General features: G+C 72.0%; 14 protein-coding genes. 6 read left to right on the top strand and 8 right to left on the bottom strand.

Annotated features, from left to right (window positions below; genetic code table 11):
* Positions 1–41 precede the first annotated feature (41 nt).
* The gene (locus FB457_RS12495) at positions 42–977 is read right to left on the bottom strand and encodes a helix-turn-helix domain-containing protein (protein WP_145781884.1); all 936 of its coding nucleotides are present in this window, start codon (positions 975–977) and stop codon (positions 42–44) included.
* Positions 978–1,105: 128 nt separating this feature from the next.
* Here FB457_RS12495 and FB457_RS12490 point away from each other — a divergent pair, with 128 nt between their 5' ends.
* Complete coding sequence (locus FB457_RS12490) at positions 1,106–2,149, top strand: saccharopine dehydrogenase NADP-binding domain-containing protein (RefSeq protein WP_186461971.1); 1,044 nt, start codon at positions 1,106–1,108, stop codon at positions 2,147–2,149.
* A 173-nt stretch (positions 2,150–2,322) separates the two neighbouring features.
* Entirely contained in the window at positions 2,323–2,571 is a 249-nt protein-coding gene (locus tag FB457_RS36110; RefSeq protein ID WP_253911202.1) for a transposase, read from the top strand.
* Here FB457_RS36110 and FB457_RS12480 read toward each other — a convergent pair.
* The 4 genes from FB457_RS12480 to FB457_RS12465 form a co-directional block, all read right to left on the bottom strand.
* On the bottom strand, positions 2,568–4,199 hold the full coding sequence (locus FB457_RS12480; protein WP_486589024.1) for a serine/threonine-protein kinase: 1,632 nt from the start codon (positions 4,197–4,199) through the stop codon (positions 2,568–2,570). The two genes, FB457_RS36110 and FB457_RS12480, sit on opposite strands and share 4 nt — an antisense overlap.
* 73 nt (positions 4,200–4,272) lie before the next feature.
* Positions 4,273–4,761, bottom strand: coding sequence for a hypothetical protein (locus FB457_RS12475; protein WP_047015709.1), 489 nt, complete (start codon positions 4,759–4,761; stop codon positions 4,273–4,275).
* Positions 4,762–4,807: 46 nt separating this feature from the next.
* Entirely contained in the window at positions 4,808–6,886 is a 2,079-nt protein-coding gene (locus FB457_RS12470) for a serine/threonine-protein kinase (RefSeq protein WP_145781880.1), read from the bottom strand.
* 113 nt (positions 6,887–6,999) lie between these two features.
* Positions 7,000–10,539, bottom strand: coding sequence for an AfsR/SARP family transcriptional regulator (locus FB457_RS12465; protein WP_047015708.1), 3,540 nt, complete (start codon positions 10,537–10,539; stop codon positions 7,000–7,002).
* Between the two features lie 180 nt (positions 10,540–10,719).
* On the opposite strand from FB457_RS12465, the gene FB457_RS12460 reads away from it, so the two are divergent.
* Both FB457_RS12460 and FB457_RS12455 read left to right on the top strand, forming a co-directional pair.
* Positions 10,720–12,468 (top strand): MFS transporter, encoded by a 1,749-nt coding sequence (locus tag FB457_RS12460; RefSeq protein WP_486589012.1) that lies wholly within the window; start codon positions 10,720–10,722, stop codon positions 12,466–12,468.
* Positions 12,469–12,689: 221 nt separating this feature from the next.
* The gene (locus FB457_RS12455; RefSeq protein ID WP_145781879.1) at positions 12,690–14,399 is read left to right on the top strand and encodes a serine/threonine-protein kinase; all 1,710 of its coding nucleotides are present in this window, start codon (positions 12,690–12,692) and stop codon (positions 14,397–14,399) included.
* 8 nt (positions 14,400–14,407) lie between these two features.
* On the opposite strand, the gene FB457_RS12450 is transcribed toward FB457_RS12455, so the two are convergent.
* The 3 genes from FB457_RS12450 to FB457_RS36100 are packed head-to-tail and all read right to left on the bottom strand — an operon-like array spanning position 14,408 to position 15,386.
* Entirely contained in the window at positions 14,408–14,647 is a 240-nt protein-coding gene (locus tag FB457_RS12450; RefSeq protein WP_078898217.1) for a DUF397 domain-containing protein, read from the bottom strand.
* Positions 14,644–15,099, bottom strand: a complete 456-nt coding sequence (locus FB457_RS36105) for a DUF5753 domain-containing protein (RefSeq protein ID WP_486589011.1) — start codon at positions 15,097–15,099, stop codon at positions 14,644–14,646. The genes FB457_RS12450 and FB457_RS36105 overlap by 4 nt, the downstream gene beginning before the upstream one ends.
* Positions 15,066–15,386: a helix-turn-helix domain-containing protein gene (locus FB457_RS36100; RefSeq protein WP_486589010.1), complete on the bottom strand. Its 321-nt coding sequence runs from the start codon at positions 15,384–15,386 to the stop codon at positions 15,066–15,068. The genes FB457_RS36105 and FB457_RS36100 overlap by 34 nt, the downstream gene beginning before the upstream one ends.
* A 206-nt stretch (positions 15,387–15,592) precedes the next feature.
* Here FB457_RS36100 and FB457_RS12440 point away from each other — a divergent pair, with 206 nt between their 5' ends.
* Together FB457_RS12440 and FB457_RS12435 are read left to right on the top strand one after the other, a co-directional pair.
* On the top strand, positions 15,593–15,862 hold the full coding sequence (locus tag FB457_RS12440) for a hypothetical protein (RefSeq protein ID WP_240662078.1): 270 nt from the start codon (positions 15,593–15,595) through the stop codon (positions 15,860–15,862).
* 5 nt (positions 15,863–15,867) lie between these two features.
* Positions 15,868–17,220 carry a putative T7SS-secreted protein gene (locus tag FB457_RS12435; protein WP_253911201.1) on the top strand — a complete coding sequence of 451 codons (1,353 nt, stop codon included), beginning with the start codon at positions 15,868–15,870 and terminating at the stop codon, positions 17,218–17,220.
* The last annotated feature ends 5 nt before the right edge of the window (positions 17,221–17,225 follow it).

The raw sequence follows: 17,225 nt of genomic DNA, 5'->3' as shown, positions 1-17,225 counted from the left end.
AGGAGCTCGGCGGGGTTGCCGCTGTCTGTTGTACACGCTCCTCAGGGACGGAAGGTGCGGCGGTAGGTGTCGGGTGGGACGCCGACGCTGCGGTGGAAGTGGCGGCGCAGGGTGGTGGCGGTGCCCATGCCCGTGGCGGCGGCGATGGTGTCCACGGTCGCGTCGGTGGTCTCCAGCAGTTCCTGGGCGTGGCGAATGCGCTGAGCGTGGAGCCATTGGAGCGGCGTGGTGCCGGTGAGGTGCTTGAAGTGGCGGCCGAGGTGGCGCGAGCTCATGCGGGCCTGCCGGGCCAGGTGCTCCACAGTCAGCGGCTGGTCCAGCCGCTCCAGCGCCCAGGGCAAGAGCTCACCCAGGGGATGGCTGCCCGGGGCGGGGAGGGGCGTGGCGATGAACTGGGCCTGACCGCCGTCCCGGTGGGGTGGGACGACCAGGCGCCGGGCGATCTTGTTGGCGTTGGCCGAGCCGTGGTCGAGGCGGACCAAGTGGAGGCACAGGTCCATGGCGGCGGCCTTGCCCGCGGAGGTGAGGACGTCTCCGTTGTCGACGTAGAGGACGTCCGGATCGACGGCGGCTGACGGGTGTCGCCGGGCCAATTCCTGCGTGTGCGCCCAGTGCGTAGTGGCGCGTCTGCCGTCGAGCAGCCCTGCCGCGCCCAGGACGAAGGCCCCCGTGCACAGTGAGGCCACGCGGGCACCGGCCGCGTGGGCCGCACGCACCGCCTCGACCAGCTCGGCGGGCGGGTCGAGGTCGGTGTCGGCCCAGCCGGGGACGATCACCGTGTCCGCGTGGGCGAGGTGGTCGAGTCCGTGGTCGGGTTCCAGGCGGAAACGGCCGACGTGCACGGGACCGCTCCCGCAGAGAGAGAAGTCGTACCAGGGGTCCACGACATGGGTCAGGTCGGATCCGAAGATCTCTGCGGCCACGGACAGTTCGTAGTGGAGCATGCCGTCGGTGACGGCCAGCGCGAGAAGAGGCACGTCCGAAACTGTACGCGACATGTCGTTTCCGACACTCGTGCGGGGTGTCGGCGGCGGCACAGGATGTGGAGGTCAGGCCGCGGCGGATCGACTCCGCAGCGGGCGTCCGGGGACACGGGAGCGGTTTCATGGGGTCAGGTCAGCTGGTTACGGTGTTCGGCGCCTACGGTCACACCGGGCGGTTCGTGGTCGCGGAGCTGGCCGCGCGTGGGTTCGTTCCGGTGCTGTCAGGGCGCAACGCGCAGACCTTGCGGGAGCTGGCCGATGAGAACGGGCTGGAGGCCCGGGAGGCGTCGGTCGACGATCCGGCCTCGCTGGACCGGGCCCTGGCGGGAACGGCGGCGGTCATCAACTGTGCCGGCCCCTTCGCCTCGACCGCCGGCCCGGTGATCGAAGCCGCGCTCCGCGCGAAGATCCCCTACCTGGACGTGGCCGCCGAGCTTGAGGCCAACCTCGACACCTTCGCCCACTATCGCGAGCGGGCCAGGGACGCGGAAGCGGTGATCGTTCCGGCCATGGCCTTCTTCGGCGGCCTCGGCGACCTGCTGGCCACCGCTGTGATGGGCGACTGGACCCGAGCAGACGAGGCACACATCGCCTACGCGCTCAGCGACTGGCACCCCACCGCGGGTACCCGACTCTCGGGTGCGGTCTCCCGCGAGCGACGCGGCGGCCACCGCCTGCGCTACAGGGGCGGACAGTGGGAGCACCGCACCGACGCCGCGCCCACCCTGGAGTGGACCTTCCCGGAACCGATGGGCTCCCGACCGGTGATCGGGGAGTTCACGATGGCGGACGTCGTCACGGTCCCCCAGCACCTCTCCATCCCCGATGTGACCACCTACATGACCGCCGAGGCGGCCCGAGACGTCGCCGCCCCGCATACGCCGGCCCCCACCGCCGCCGACGAGCGCGGGCGCTCGAACCAGACCTTCCTCGTCGACGTCGTCGTCCGCTCCGGCGGAGCCGAACGCCGGGCCACGGCCGCTGGCCAGGACATCTACGCCGTCACCGCGCCCCTCGTCACCGAGGCCCTCGCGCGCGTTCTGACCGGCCGCACCAAGGCCATCGGCGTCGTCTCCGCCGGTGAGGTCTTCGACGCCCCCGACTTCCTGCACGCGCTCGACCCGCACCTCACCGTCGACCTCCACCCGCGGAAGCAGCACGCGTGAACCGAGCCATCGGCCCAGCCGTCGGCCGTGTGCCCTGCCGCGTGAGTGGACGGATGCGACGGATTCGGTGCCGGAGGGCGGGAGTCCCTGACGGGTTGGTGCACCGGGAGATGTGGCGCTTTGCGCTCGGCCTGCTCGACTCGCTCGGCGAGTGACAGTTGAAGGCGCCGGTCGTGGTCGCGGATGCCGGCTGCGGCGTCAGCACCCCGTTCCGGCTCGGTCTCGAACAGCGGGGGCTGTCCTGTGTCCTGGCTCTGACCGGGAAGGCAGTCGCTCACCCGGAGCAGGTCCGGCCGCACCGGCCCTCTTACGGCGGGCCCGGGCCGCCGACGCCGCAACCGGTGGGACGGTGTCCTGCCCGCCCGGACCCTCCTGGTCGAACGGCCGGACGGACAGGACAGAACCCAACGAAGCATTACTAGGCGCTGTCGGGTGCGATCACGCCCATGCACAAGCGGACGTTCAGCTCAGGTGACCCTTCCACGGTGAAGTAGTGGTCCCTCCTGTTGCGGGGGAATCGCTCGCAGTCCTCTGATGTGCTCGGGCCCTCGATACGGCCGATGACCGCCAGGCCGGAGGGCCGGCACTGCTCCACGGTCCACGCCGCGCCGCCGGGTCCGCTGCCGACGCAGTCGCCCCGGTCCGCGTTGTAGGCGGCGCCGTCGCTGTGGCGGTACACCAGACAGACCGTCACGTCGGGGTCGGGGACGGCATAGCGCCACTCGACCTGCTTGACGTACTGGCACACGCTCAGGTCGGTGGTGCCGTCGAAAGCGCGCACGACCTCGAACACGTCGCCCCCGCCGCACTCGGCCGACTCGAAGTCCATGTTCTTCATGGTCCCGTTGTTGCGAAAGCAGTCGCCTCGGGATACGTCGACGAAGGCGTGATCGGGTCGACCCGAGTCACCGGACGGGCTGGCCCCGGGTGTGGCTCCGGCGCCGCCGGCGGAACCTCGGCCGGTCAGCGCGGTCGCGATCCATACGGCGCCGGATATCGCGACTGCCGCGAGGGTGAGGACGGCCAGCCGCGCACGCCATGAACGTGAGGGTGGTGCACCCGGCTCCGGTTCCAATTCCGGTTCCGGACTGTTCGCCGCTTCTGTGGTGAAGATGGTGGTCGGGTCGAGGTCGTGTGGTCCGGGGAGGACGGTGGTGGGGTCGATGCCGGTGTAGCGGCTTACTTCGGCGTGCTGCTGCCGGGTGAGGGCGTGGACCGCTTCGGGCCAGACTTGCGGAACCGCGGGCGGTGTCCCGATGGTGCTCAGGAGGTGTGCCGCGTCGGGCCGTTCGGCGGGATCGCGGGTCAGGCAGGGTTCGATGACCTCGCGTATCGCGGAAGGGACCTGGTCCAGTTCCGCGGTGGCCATCATGACGTTGTAGCGCGTCTGTTCACTCGTGGCGCCCTGGAACGGATTACGGCCGGTGGCCGCCGTTGCGAGGAGGGTCCCCAGAGAGAACACGTCACTCGCGGGCGTGAGGTCGGCCATGCCCATGGCCTGCTCGGGCGACATGAACCCCGGGTTCCCGATCACCATACCGGTACGAGTCACCGTCAGGAGTTGCGTCTGATCCACCGAATCCGCGGCCACTCCGGCCGATCTGGCGATACCGAAGTCGATCACCACGGGCCCGTCGTCAGCCAGCAGAACATTGGCAGTCGACAGATCGCGGTGAATGAACCGAGCAGCATGGATGTCGCGAAGAGCCGCGGCCAATCCCGCCGCAAGATGCAGCACACTCTCTTCCGGCAACGCCCCGGTCGTGCTCAGAGCGTTCTGGAGCGTGGGCCCGTGGTGGAACGCGTAAGCCAGCCACGGAATCCCGGCGTCCGCATCGGCGTCGACCACCCGCGCGGTGCGGGGGCCATGGACTCTTTGCGCAGCCACGGCCTCACGCCGCAAACGCTGCCGGAAGCTGTCGTCATAAGCAGCGAAAGCGTCACGGACCAGCTTGACCGCGACCAAACCGCCCGCCGGATCGGATGCCAGCAGCACCCGGCCCATGCCCCCCTCGCCCAACACCGCACGAGTCCGATACGGCCCGACCACACGCGGATCAGACGACGCCAGGTCCCACACAAACAGCCTCCCGCAACGATCCTTGTCGACCCCGTGGAACGGGCTACTTCACGGGTCCGACGAGGTACGTCATCGTGTAGACCCCCGTGTCCTCCGTGGTCATTTCCCCCTTGCTGTCCATCGGGGCAACAGTGAGGGAAATGCTCCATTTCTTGCTCTCGTAATTGAAGATGCCTCGTTCACTCATGGCATCACCGAGGGTCTGTTTGAAACCGTTGGCCTCGAATTCCTTGAGCGTGGCGCTCACTGCTTCCTGGGGCACGCCGACGACCTGCGCGCTGTGGAACTCGGCCTGAGTGGGTTCCGAGGCGGCCTTGATCTCGTATCCGACAGGCAAGGGGACTTCCGGCGGCCACTCGTCGGGGACCTCGTCCTGCTTCTCGATGGCCTCCTCCGACGGTTTGCCGGCGGGGGCCGAGGAATTGGCTTTGCCCTCGTCCTTGGCCGGGGGTTCCTCCTGCTTATCGGAACAAGCGGTCAGCAGGGCCAAGGAGACGATGCCGGCTGCGAGCGCGGCTCTGGGGCGAAGCATGGGAGGTGGTCCTTCCGTTGTTGCGGGGTGGGGGGCAAACGCGGGGTCAGTTCCGGACTGCCTCCGCCTTCTCCAGGGACTCGGCCAGCACCGGCATTCCGCCGGGCCAGCGGATCGACAGCACCGTCGGTGAGGTGGCCGAGGCGAACTCGTCGGTGCCGGACAGTTGAGCGATCCGCCCCGCGGCGAAGGCCGGCAGGGCGTTCAGTTCCTCGCTGGCCAGATCCCGTTCGGCCCAGTCGGACGTCGTGGAGTACAGGACGACGACATCGGATTCGAGCCGGTCCAGATCCTCGTAGTCCAGGGAGTGCATCATGCCGTTGCCGTCGGAATCCAGCTCGGCCACCGAGTCCGCCGGCCGCAGGCCCAGCCCTTCGAGCACCCGGACGACCGGGCTGGCGTCGGAGAAGACGTGGACCCTGCGCCGGGGCGGGTCGTTGACGACCGCCGCGAAGGACGACCCGGTGAGCCCGTGCCGCTCACCGAGTTCGGCGAGCCGGGCGTCGGACTCCGCGAGCAACTCCTTGCCCTCCGCGGGTACGCCCAGCGCTTGCGCGGTGGTGGCGATGACGCCCTCCCACGGTTCCACCGAGGCGCCCACGGGGCGGGCCACGACCGGAGCGATGTCCGTGAGTTGTTCGTACTGCTCCTCGGTCAGGCCCGAGTAGGGAGCGAGAATGAGATCCGGTTCGGTCGCCGCGATCTGCTCCTCGGGCAACCCCCAGCTCGTCGAGCCGCCCTCGGTGAAGAGGACGGGGTCGTCGAGACCTTCGTCCTCGTAGGCTTGCGCGACCCAGGGCATCATCCCCTTGCCGGATTCGGACTCCTCCTCGACGATGCCGACCGGGTACTCCCCCAACGCGATCGCGACCTCGGCGGCGCCCCAGCCCCAGGCGGCCACCCGTTGCGGCTTGGACAGGACGACCGTCTCCCCGTAGTCGTGCTTGACCTTGACGGGAAAGACGTCCGCGGCGGCTTCGGCCGGTTTCTCCGGCGCGGCTTCACCGTCGCCACCGTTCGGCCAGAGGACGACGGCGGAGACGACCGCGACGACCGCGACGACCACGGCGGCGACTGCGGCGGCCGGCACGCGCAGGCCGGTGCGCCACCTTCCGCCAGGCGTCACGGGCGCCTCGGCCGGGGGCGGGCCGCCGGGACCGGCACCCGGTTCCGCTTCTGTGGTGAAGATGGTGGTCGGGTCGAGGTCGTGTGGTCCGGGGAGGACGGTGGTGGGGTCGATGCCGGTGTAGCGGCTTACTTCGGCGTGCTGCTGCCGGGTGAGGGCGTGGACCGCTTCGGGCCAGACTTGCGGAACCGCGGGCGGTGTCCCGATGGTGCTCAGGAGGTGTGCCGCGTCGGGCCGTTCGGCGGGATCGCGGGTCAGGCAGGGTTCGATGACCTCGCGTATCGCGGAAGGGACCTGGTCCAGTTCCGCGGTGGCCATCATGACGTTGTAGCGCGTCTGTTCACTCGTGGCGCCCTGGAACGGATTACGGCCGGTGGCCGCCGTTGCGAGGAGGGTCCCCAGAGAGAACACGTCACTCGCGGGCGTGAGGTCGGCCATGCCCATGGCCTGCTCGGGCGACATGAACCCCGGGTTCCCGATCACCATACCGGTACGAGTCACCGTCAGGAGTTGCGTCTGATCCACCGAATCCGCGGCCACTCCGGCCGATCTGGCGATACCGAAGTCGATCACCACGGGCCCGTCGTCAGCCAGCAGAACATTGGCAGTCGACAGATCGCGGTGAATGAACCGAGCAGCATGGATGTCGCGAAGAGCCGCGGCCAATCCCGCCGCAAGATGCAGCACACTCTCTTCCGGCAACGCCCCGGTCGTGCTCAGAGCGTTCTGGAGCGTGGGCCCGTGGTGGAACGCGTAAGCCAGCCACGGAATCCCGGCGTCCGCATCGGCGTCGACCACCCGCGCGGTGCGGGGGCCATGGACTCTTTGCGCAGCCACGGCCTCACGCCGCAAACGCTGCCGGAAGCTGTCGTCATAAGCAGCGAAAGCGTCACGGACCAGCTTGACCGCGACCAAACCGCCCGCCGGATCGGATGCCAGCAGCACCCGGCCCATGCCCCCCTCGCCCAACACCGCACGAGTCCGATACGGCCCGACCACACGCGGATCAGACGACGCCAGGTCCCACACAAACAGCCTCTCTCAGATGAAGTGGTGCGACCTGACTTCGTTTCCGAAGGTCGCGGCCGGTTTCCTGGAACCGGGAGCGAGCGTCAATGTAGTCGATGGCAACCGGGGACCGTTGCGCTTCCGGGGGCGTGGGTTGAGAGGTGGGCTGTTAGGGGGGTGTTTTGGCCCTCTTCGTGGGCCGCGGCGAAGGCTTCGCGGCCCATGGCCTTCGTGGCGCGGGCGGTGATGCGGTCCACGTCGCCGCGTTCCGCCGTCGGCAAGGGGGCACCCGCGGCCGTGCGGAGGGCGGCTGCGGTGCCGAGGAGGCGGGCGGCGGGCAGGTGGTTGCCGGTGAGCGTCTCGACGCCCGCCAGCCCCTCCAGCGCCAGCGCCGCGGCCCGCGGGTCCTCCGAGGCGAGCGCCGCCGCCAGCCCCTCGCGCTGGAGGGCGCGCGCCTCCTCCGCGTCGCCGCGCTGCTCGGCGATGAAGCCCAGCTCCGCCGCGATGAGCGCCACCCCGCGCGGTGCCGCGGAGCAGTCGAGTCCGCGCCACCACTCCAGCCAGGGGCGCAGGTGCGCCTCGGCGGCCTCGGGCCGGCCGGCCCTGCGGGCGACCATGCCGAGGCCGATCTCGGCGAACTCCTCGCCGACCGGGTCGAAGTGCGCGACGGCCAGCGCCCTGGCCTCCTCGTGCAGTCGCCGCGACTCGGCCAGGTCGCCGGTGAGCATCGTGATCCGCCCGAGCCCGGTGAGGCGGTACGACTGCTGGGCCCACAGGCCGAGTTCCTCCGCCCGGCGGGCGTCGTCGCGGTGCAGGCGCGCGGCGCGCGCGTAGTCGCCGGTGATCTCGGCGTGCTCGGCCATGGCCTCGCCGGCTTCGAGCCGGCCCCAGTCCTCGCCCAGTTCGCCGAAGATGCGGGCGGCGGTCGCGGAGTTCCGTGCGAGGACGGCCAGTTCGCCGCGGAAGAGCGCCACGGTCGCCTGGACGACGAGCGCGGCGGCCTCGCCCCAGCGGTCCCCGCGCGCACGGAACTCGCCCAGGGCCCGGTCGGCGAGTGCCCCGGCGCGCGGGATGCTGCCGAAGCCGGCCTCGGCGAAGGCGAGGAACCACACCGCGCGCGTGTCGGCATCGTCCCCGGGGAACTCCGGGCCGTCGCCCGGGGAGTGGCGGGCGCTGTCCTCGTGCGTCCCGTTCTCCGGGGGCGTTCCGCTCTCCGGGGGTGTCTCGTACGGGCCGTCCGTACCGGCTCCGCCGGGCTCGCCTGGCCTGGCCGGGGTGCGGATCGCGGAGTCGAGCAGGGCGAAGCCGGCGTGCCAGGCGGCGGCCGTGGCCCGCGGCACGGTGACGCCGGCGGCCCCGCCGTCAGGGGCGCGGGTCGCCGTGCCTGTCTCCAGGGCGCGCGTCAGCGCTCTCGTGCCTTCGCGGTGGCGGCCGCGCAGGAACCAGTACCACGCCAGGGCGTTCGCCAGCCGCAGCGCCAGGGCGGCGGCGCCCGTCGTGGTGGCGGTGTCCAGGGCGCGGCGCAGGTTGGCCGACTCGGCGTCGAGGACGGTGAGCCAGGGGGTCTGGGTGCGGGTGCAGAGGTGGGGGGCGGCGCGCTCGGCGAGGTCGGTGTAGTGGGTGGCGTGGCGGTGGAGCGCGCGGGGGTGTTCGCCTGCGGCGGTGAGTTCTTCGAGGGCGTAGGCGGCGACGGATTCCAGCAGCCCGTAGCGGGGGCCTCCGGGGCCGGGGGTGGTGACGACGAGGGAGCGGTCGACGAGGCGGGCGAGGAGGCCGGCGACGTCGGCGGGGTCGATGTCCGTACCGGCGCAGACGGCTTCGGCGGCGGGCAGGGTGGTGCCGGTGGCGAAGACGGAGAGCCGGCGCAGGACGGCCTGTTCCGCGGGGGTGAGGAGTTCCCAGCTCCATTCGATCGTCGCGCGGAGCGTGCGCTGCCGTTCGGGTGCGTCCCGCCGGGTGCCGGGGGCGGCGAGGAGGCGGAAGCGGTCGTCGAGGCGTTCGGCGAGGTGGTGGACGCCGAGGGCGCGGACGCGGGTGGCGGCGAGTTCGAGCGCGAGGGGGATGCCGTCGAGGCGGCGGCAGATGGCGGCGACGGCGGCGGCGTTGCCGGGTTCGAGCTGGAAGCCGGGGGCCGCGGCGGCGGCGCGGGCGAGGAAGAGCCGTACGGCGCTGGACTCGTGCAGGCACGCGGCGGCGGGGGCGGTGGTGCTCGCGGCGGGGGTGCCGGCGGCGGTGGTGGGCGCGGGCGGGGTGCCGGGGTGGGGGAGGTCGAGGGGCGGTACGGCGTAGAGGGTTTCGCCGGCGATGGCCAACTGCTCCTGGCTGGTGGCGAGGATGCGCAGGCCGGGTGCCGCGCGCAGGAGGCGGGCGGTGAGCGGCGCGACGGCCTCGACGAGGTGCTCGCAGTTGTCGAGGACGAGGAGGAGGCGTTTGGCGCGTACGGCGTCGGCGAGGACGTCGTGGGTGGGTCTGCCCTCGGTGTCGTGGACGCCGAGGGCCTGGGCGATGACGTCGGCGGGGTCGTCGTAGCAGCGGCGGCCGGCGAGTTCGGCGAGCCACACGCCGTCGGGGAAGTCGCCGGGGAGGCCGGCCGGGGAGTCGGTGAGGGCCTGGGCGGCGGCTTCGAGGGCGAGCCGGGTCTTGCCGACGCCGCCGGGGCCCGCGAGGGTCACGAGGCGTTCGGTGTGGAGGAGTTTGCGTACGTCGGTCAGCTCGCGGTCGCGGCCGATGAGTTCGGTGACGGGCGCGGGGAGGTTGGACGGCGGTGTGGCGGGTGCGGGGCCGGGTGTGCCGGCGGCGGGGCTCGCCGATCCCGGCGCGGGGGCGGCGGCTGTGCCCGCTCTCCCCGGGTCCGCCGCCGTACGCGCGCCCGCGGCCTCCGTGCCCGCGGCCAGCAGCGCCGGGTCCTGCGCCAGGATCGCGCGTTGCAGCGAGGCGACCTCCGGCCCCGGCTCCAGGCCCAGTTCGCGGGCCAGGTGGCGGCGCAGGTCGCCGTAGGCGGCGAGGGCTTCGCTCTGCCGGCCCGCCCGGTACAGGGCGGTCATGTGTGCGGCGCGCAGCCGTTCCCGTAGCGGATGGCGGTCCACGAGATCGGCCAGGTCGGCGGCGAGCGGGCCGTGCTCGCCGAGGGCGAGCCGGGCGTGGGCCAGCTCCTCGACGGCGGTGAGCCGGGTCTCCTCCAGCCGGGCGACTGCGGCGCGGGCGAAGTCCTGGTCGGCGACGTCCTCGTAGGCGCCGCCGCGCCACAGCGCGAGGGCTTCGCGGAGTCCCGCCGCCCGTTTCTCCGGGTCTTCGACCGTACGGGCCCGGGCGAGGAGGGCCGCGAAGCGGCCGGCGTCGACGGATTCGGGGGGCGCGGCGAGGCGGTAGCCGCCGTGTGCGCGTACGACCAGGTCGCGGGCGCCGGGCTCGGCGGTGGCGTGGGCGCGGCGCAACTGCCAGACGCGGGTCTGGAGCGTCGCGGCCGGGTTCGCGGGGCGGCTGCCGGGCGGCCACAGGTCGTCGACGAGGCGGCCCGCGGAGACGGTGCGGCCCTCGTGCAGCAGCAGGTCGGCGAGGAGCGCGCGGACCTTGCGCTCGGCGACCCTGACCGGTTCGCCGGCGTCCGTCCACACCGCCAGCGGACCGAGGACCCCGTATCGCATGCCTCAACGGTACGCAGCCGGTCTGACATCCCGCCCCGCCGTGTCCCGGCCGTCACCCGGCGTGCGCGGTGGGCCGCTCCCGGCTGCGGGGCGCCGGGCCGAGAGCGGATCTGGAGCGGACCGAGAGAGGCGGGCCGCACAGTCGGGTCCGCAGCACCCGGCCACCTCGAAGGGATTCCCGTGAACACCGACCTCACCACCGGCACCGACGCCCCCGATCCCGGCGGCTCCGGCGAGCGCGCCGGGCTGCGCGCGTGGGCCGGGCTCGCGGTGCTGGCCCTGCCCACCGTCCTGCTGGCCCTCGACGTCTCCGTGCTGCACCTGGCGGTGCCGCATCTGGCGGCCGATCTGCAGCCCGGCAACACCCAGATGCTGTGGATCATCGACATCTACGGCTTCATGATCGCCGGCTTCCTGGTGACCATGGGCACCCTCGGCGACCGCGTCGGCCGCCGCCGGCTGCTGCTGATCGGAGCCGCCGCCTTCGGCGCCGCGTCCGTCGCCGCCGCGTACGCCCCGAGCCCCGAGGCGCTGATCGCCGCCCGGCTGCTGCTGGGGGTGGCCGGTGCCACGCTGATGCCGTCGACGCTCTCCTTGATCAGCAATCTCTTCCCCGACCCGCGGCAGCGGGGCCTGGCGTTCGCGATCTGGGCGGCGATGTTCTCCCTGGGGGTCGCGCTGGGGCCGGTGCTGGGCGGCGCGATGCTGGAGTACTTCTGGTGGGGTTCCGCCTTCCTGCTGGGTATCCCGGTGATGGTGCTGCTGCTGGTGGCGGGGCCGTTGCTGCTGCCGGAGTCGCGGGATCCGGACGCGGGCCGGGTGGATGCGGCGAGCGTGGTGCTGTCGCTGGTGACGATGCTGCCGGTGACGTACGCGATCAAGGAGCTGGCTCACGGCCTCGCGGTGCTGCCGCTGCTGGCGGCCGTCGTGGGGGTGGCGGCGGGGACGCTGTTCGTGCGCAGGCAGCGGCGGCTGGCGAACCCGCTGCTGGACCTGGGGCTGTTCGCCGACCGGTCGTTCCGCAGCGCGCTGCTGATCATCCTGGTGGGGACGGTCGCGGTGAGCGGCACGTACCTGTTCGTGACGCAGTACCTCCAGATGGTCGAGGGCCAGTCGGCGCTTCGCGCGGGGCTGTGGCTGCTGCCGCCCGCGGGGGTGCTGATCGCCGCTTCCGTGACGGCGCCGGTGTTCGCGCGGCGGTTCGGTCCGGGGCCGGTGATGGGTGCGGGGCTGGTGGCGTCGGCGGTGGGGTACCTGCTGCTGACCCGGGTCGAGCCGGGTGACGCGGGGGCCATCGCGCTCATCGTCGTGGCGTACGCGCTGGTGAACTCCGGTATCGGGCCGGTGCTCGCGCTGGGTACGGAGATGGTGGTGGGTTCGGCGCCGCCGGAGAAGGCGGGGGCGGCGTCGGCGATCAGCGAGACGAGTTCGGAGCTGGGTGTGGCGCTGGGCGTCGCGGTGCTGGGGAGCGTGGGCACGGCGGTGTACCGGTCGGATGTCGGCGGCGGCGTCCCGGAGGGCACGCCGGAGGCGGCGGTGGAGACGGCGCGGGACACTCTGGCGGGCGCGGTGGCGGTGGCGGAGGAGCTGCCGGGGCAGCGGGGCGCGGAGCTGCTGGGCGCGGCGCGGGAGGCGTTCGCGGGGGGTCTTGCGGCGGTGGGCGTGATCAGCGCGCTGCTGGCGCTGTCGGTGGCGGTGCTGGCGTTCACGGCACTGCGGGGCGCGGAGGGCGCGGCGGGCGCCGGAGGCGAGGACGAGGCCGGAGGCGGGAAGGCGGCCGGAGGCGAGAGCAGGGCCGGAGGCGACGACGGGTCCGGCGCCGAGGACTTGGCCGGTGCGGGTGCCGGAGAGGGTGCGGGTGCCGGAGAGGGTGCGGGTGCCGCTGCCGAGGTCGGGGCCGGAGCCGGGGACGGGGGCGCGGGGAAGTGAGCCGGGGGCGTACGGGGGCAGCTCCCGCCCCCGTACCGCCGCGGGCTCCGCGCCCCGGCTGACGCTTCCGACTCCGTTGTCACCCGGGCCCGTTAGGCTGCCTCCCGAAGCATGGACACAGTGCGCGCATCGGACACGGTGCGCGCACCGAACGGCAGAGGGCGGCTGTGGGGGAGAGCGAAGCGGGGGCCGGTCGGCGGCTCGCCGGACGGTATCGCGTGGTGGGGCAGCTCGGCCGGGGCGGCATGGGCACGGTGTGGCGTGCCGTGGACGAGGTCCTGGGCCGCGAGGTCGCGGTGAAGGAACTGCGGGCGTTCGGCGAGGTCGCCGCGCATGACGCGGGCGAGCTGCGGTTGAGGATGCAGCGGGAGGCGCGGGCCGCGGCCCGTGTCGACCACCCGGGCGTGATCGCCGTGCACGACGTCACGGAGCACGAGGGCCGGCCGCTGATCGTCATGGAGCTGGTCGACGGACCGTCGCTGGACGACGTCATCCGTGAACGGGGCGTGCTCGACCCCGCGGAGGCCGCCGGTATCGGCGCGAAGGTCGTCGACGCGCTGGCCGCCGCCCACCGGGCCGGCATCCTGCACCGCGACGTGAAGCCCGCGAACATCCTGCTGGCCCGCAGCGGCCGCGTCGTCCTCACCGACTTCGGCATCGCCGCGATGGACGACCCGGGCGACGACGGCACGACGCGGCTGACCGCCCCCGGCGAAATGGTCGGCTCCATCGACTACCTGTCGCCGGAGCGCGCCCGCGGCGACCTGCCGGGACCGCCGTCCGACGTGTGGTCCCTGGGCGCGACGCTGTACGCGGCGGTGGAGGGCATGTCGCCGTTCCGCCGCTCCTCCACGTGGTCGACGATCAGCGCGATCGTCGTCGACCCGCTGCCGGAGCCGCAGCGCGCGGGCGCGCTCACCGGTGCGCTGCGGGAGTTGATGGAGAAGGACCCGGACCGCCGCGCGGACGCGCTCCGCGCGGGCCGGCTGCTGGCGGCGGTGGCGGCGGGGGAGCCGCTGCCGGACCCGGCGGAGACGATGCGCCTGGGCGGCCCGCTCACCGCGACCGGCGGCGGTACGGGCGCGGGAGCGGGCGGTTCCGGCGGCGGTGCGGGGGCTGGGGGTACCCCCACGCCCCCAGGCGTAGGGGGAGGGTTCGGGCCCGCGCCGGAGTCGCATACGCCGTCGATGCCGCCGGAGGCCCTGAACGCGGCGGCGGGCCGCGCGGCGGCCGCCCCGTACGGCCAGGGCGGACGGCCGCAGTTCACCCCGCACGGGCAGGGCGGCTCTCCCGGCTCGGCGGACACCTCCCCCGGGCGGCGACCGCCGCGGCGCCGCCGACCCCTGGTGCTGGCCGGCGCCGCGGTCGCGGTGGCGGCCGTGGCGGCTGCCGCGTTCACGGTGCCGGGGTGGGTGGGTTCCGACGACGGCGACGAGAACGCCGCGGGGGCGGACCGGAGTTCGAGCGCCCCGGCCGGGGACGGCAAACAGCGGGGCGACATGAAGCCGGCCGAGGAGAAGGAGGACGGCAAGGAGTCCACATCCCCGTCCCCGAGCCCTTCCGTCGCAGGCACCTCCGAGCCGACCGAGACCCCCGGCAAGACCGCCGACCCCACCCCCGAGCCCACGCGCCCCGACGCGACCTCGGCGAAGCCGACGAGCGGCCCGACGACCTCGGCCCCGCCCGCGGACCCGTGGGACTCCTGCACGTACTACTCGGGCACCGCCCTCACGCAGCGGGGCGACAACGGCGAACGCGTGGTGCAGGTGCAGTGCATCCTCCACGCGCGTGGCTACGACCTCGGCTCGGCCGGCGTCGACGGAGCGTTCGGCCCGAGCACGGAGGCGGCGGTGAAGAAGTTCCAGGGCGCCGAGGGCTTGGCGGTCGACGGCCAGGTGGGCCCCGATACGTGGGGTGCGCTGCGGGGTTGAGTTTCGGGCTAGAACTCGTCGTTCTTCACGGCGGAGAGGAATGCGGTCCATCCCGCGGTGCTGAAGAGGAGTGGGGGACCGTCGGGGTCCTTGCTGTCACGGACGGGCACGAGATCGGGGACGCCTTCCCCGATCTCGACGCATTCCCCGCCGCTGCCGTTGCTATGCGACGACTTACGCCAGGAGCCGACCTCCACGCACTCTCCGCCTTCACCATTGCTGTACCACGACTTACGCCAGGTGATCATGACCTCTCGTAGCCTTCTGCCACCGATTCCAGCATCTCCAGGGACGCCATCGGCGACAGAGCAGCGGCCCTGATCAGATCGTAGGACGCCTGGTATCGGGCAACCAGGGCCGGATCGTCGATCAAGTTGCCCCTGTGGGTGCCCTCCTCGTAGACCATCGACGGGCCTTCGGCGAACTTCATGATCCTCGCCATGCCGCTCATGAAGCCCTGTGCCGCCGCCTCGAAGGGGAGCACCTGCACGACGATCCGGCGCGCGCGGGCCAGATCCGCGATGTGGCGTAGCTGCTTTGCTGCGACCTCGGGCCCTCCGAAGGCTGTGCGGAGCACCGCCTCATGAAGGACCGCCCAGATCTTCGGGGCCTCAGGGGCCCTCAACAGTTGCTGGCGTTCCAGGCGAGCCTGGACGTGCTTTTCGATCACATCGTCGGGCATCCACGGTGCGGTGGCCACGTAGATTGCCCGGGCGTACTCCCGTGTCTGAAGCAGGCCGGGGCAAGCTGCGGGGCGTGGTCGTACAGGTGCGTCGCCACCGTCTCCAGATCCGCCGCATCCGTGAAGTAGTCCGGATACGAACTCCTCCGCGCCAACAGGCAGAGTCGTTGCAGGTGCTCCCCCGTCCCGAAGAGGTCGTCCAGCAGCTTCGAGATCTCCTCCTGCGGCAGGCGCACGCAACTCTCGAAGTGAGCGATGTACGCCGGTGAGCAGAACACCCGCTCACTGAGCCGTTCTTGTGACAATCCCGCATCCTCGCGCAGTCGGCGCAACTCCGCTCCATAGAACGTGCGTGGTGAGTCGTAGGATCCGGCCGTCGTGTCTGTTTCATGTGACCGAAGGTAGTGGCTCATGTGCCGTACGAAGTCGATACATGCGCGGTTGTACGACCGCCGGTACCCTGCCGCCAGCGACGTAAGACCTCAGGGGGACGAACATGGGCGATCTCTGCGTGGACTACGAACGCCTTCAGGTGATCGAGCGTGATCTCGGCATCGTGAAGCGGGAGTTCGAAAGCTGCGAGGATCATCAGGAGCAATTGCGCGGAATATGGGGATCCGGCACCGTCGCGGATGCGATGGAGGATTTCACCACCAACTGGGACCGGCACCGCAAAGAGGTGCTGGAGTCCGTGAAGTCGGTCGGCGAGATGGCGAGCAGCGTCCATCAGTCGTTCCTGAAGACGGACAAGAAGCTTGAGCAGGAATGCAAGGGTGAGTGACGGTCATGGCCCGCCCCACCGACTGGCAGCCGCTCGCCGACTCCGATCCCGTACCGGGGAACGTCGAGGACATACGCGATGAGGCCGCCCGGCTGAAGAAGATCGGCGAGACGATCGAGTCGCAGGTCGGCAAGTTGCGCGACATCGGCAAAGACGGTGCCCTGAAGGGCAAGTACGCCGACAAGCTGCGCAGCGCCGCCACCGATCTGGCCGGGAAGATGGAGAAGACCTCCGGGCGGTACAAGGAGGTCGCCGGGCATCTGTCGACGTGGGCGGGTGATCTGGACGAGGCGCAGAAGGCCGCCGAGCGGGCACTGACGAAGGCGCAGAGTGCCGCCGGGACGATGGCGCAGAACAAGCCGCCGGACCAGGCGTCCTCGCCGGACGCGCCGGAGCCCACCGACGACGAGAAGGAAGCGGAGAAGCGGCGGGAGAAGGCGTACGGGGCGGCCGAGGGGGAGCTGGAAGAGGCGCGCCGGATGCTCGGGCGGGCGACGTCCGCGCGGGACAGGGACGCCGACACCGCCGCCGGGCGGATCAAGAAGTCCATCGATGACGATGTCAAGGACAGTTGGTGGGACAACGTCAAGGACTTCGTCGACAAGTACGCGGACATCATCAAGATCGTCATCGACGTGATCAGTTGGATCGCCACGGCGGTGGCGATCATCTCGCTGTTCATCCCGGGCCTGAACGTGGTGGCGTTCCTGCTGATCGCGGGATTGCTGGTGGTCGGGGGCAGAGCCCTGCTCGCGGCCACGGGCAACGCGAGCTGGATGGAGGTGCTGGTCGACGCCGTCGGGCTGCTGACGATGGGGCTCGGCCGTGCCGGGATGGCCGCGCTGAAGGGCACCAACGCGCTGACGAAGACGGCGGCGACCGGGGCCCGTTCGCAGCAGGTCGCCCAGAACCTCGCCCGGTCGTCCGCGCAGCGGCAGGCCCTGGGCCGGGTGCTCAGCAGCCGTACGGCGAGTCCCGCCGCGAAGCGCTCGGCGCGTGCGCAGATCGACGCGCTGAAGGCGCAGGCGCGGCGGCAGGCGACGAGCGTGCCGCAGAACCTGCCGTCGGTGGGGCGCCTGGGCAAGATCCTGAACATGGGCGACACCGAGGGCCTGTCCCTCATCCGCAACATCGGGCGGATCTCGGACCGGTTCCCCGGCCTGGTCAGCGGCGGTACGGCGGCGAAGGCGGGGGCCGCGTACTCGGCCTCTCTGGGCGCCGCCTGGGGCGGTACGATCGTCGACCTCGGCGACAAGGCGTTCGGCAGCAGCGACATGCTGCCCTTCAAGCCGTTCAACGACTCGTACAACGACTGGAAGGGCGACACCTGGAAGGCGCCGATCGGCTCGACGTGGTGAGGCAG

The organism is Streptomyces sp. CNZ287, assembly GCF_007827615.1.
Note: the sequence above shows the minus strand (reverse complement) of the source record. Positions and strands in the feature narration are given on the sequence as shown.